The 217-nt window shown below is 68.2% G+C and carries 1 pseudogene; it reads left to right on the plus strand.

The features are described 5' to 3' along the window. Positions 1-217: pseudogene (locus GM672_RS28200) on the plus strand (IS1595 family transposase); the annotation flags it as partial.

Raw genomic sequence — 217 nt, forward strand, 5'->3', positions numbered from 1 at the left:
TTCGCTGGCGCCACCGCTTTCTTGCCATGGCCAAGGACGACCGGCCCAAGCCCTTGAGCGGCATCGTCGAGGCCGACGAAACGTATTTACTGGAATCGCAGAAGGGCGCGCGTCACATGACGCGTCCGCCCCGGCGGCGCGGCGGCCACGCGAAAAAGCGCGGCATCAGCGGCGAACTGGACTGCATCCTGGTGGCGCGCGACCGGCAAGGCCGCAC

The sequence above is a fragment of the Pseudoduganella buxea genome (assembly GCF_009720835.1).
Classification (GTDB): Bacteria; Pseudomonadota; Gammaproteobacteria; order Burkholderiales; family Burkholderiaceae_D; genus Rugamonas; species Rugamonas buxea.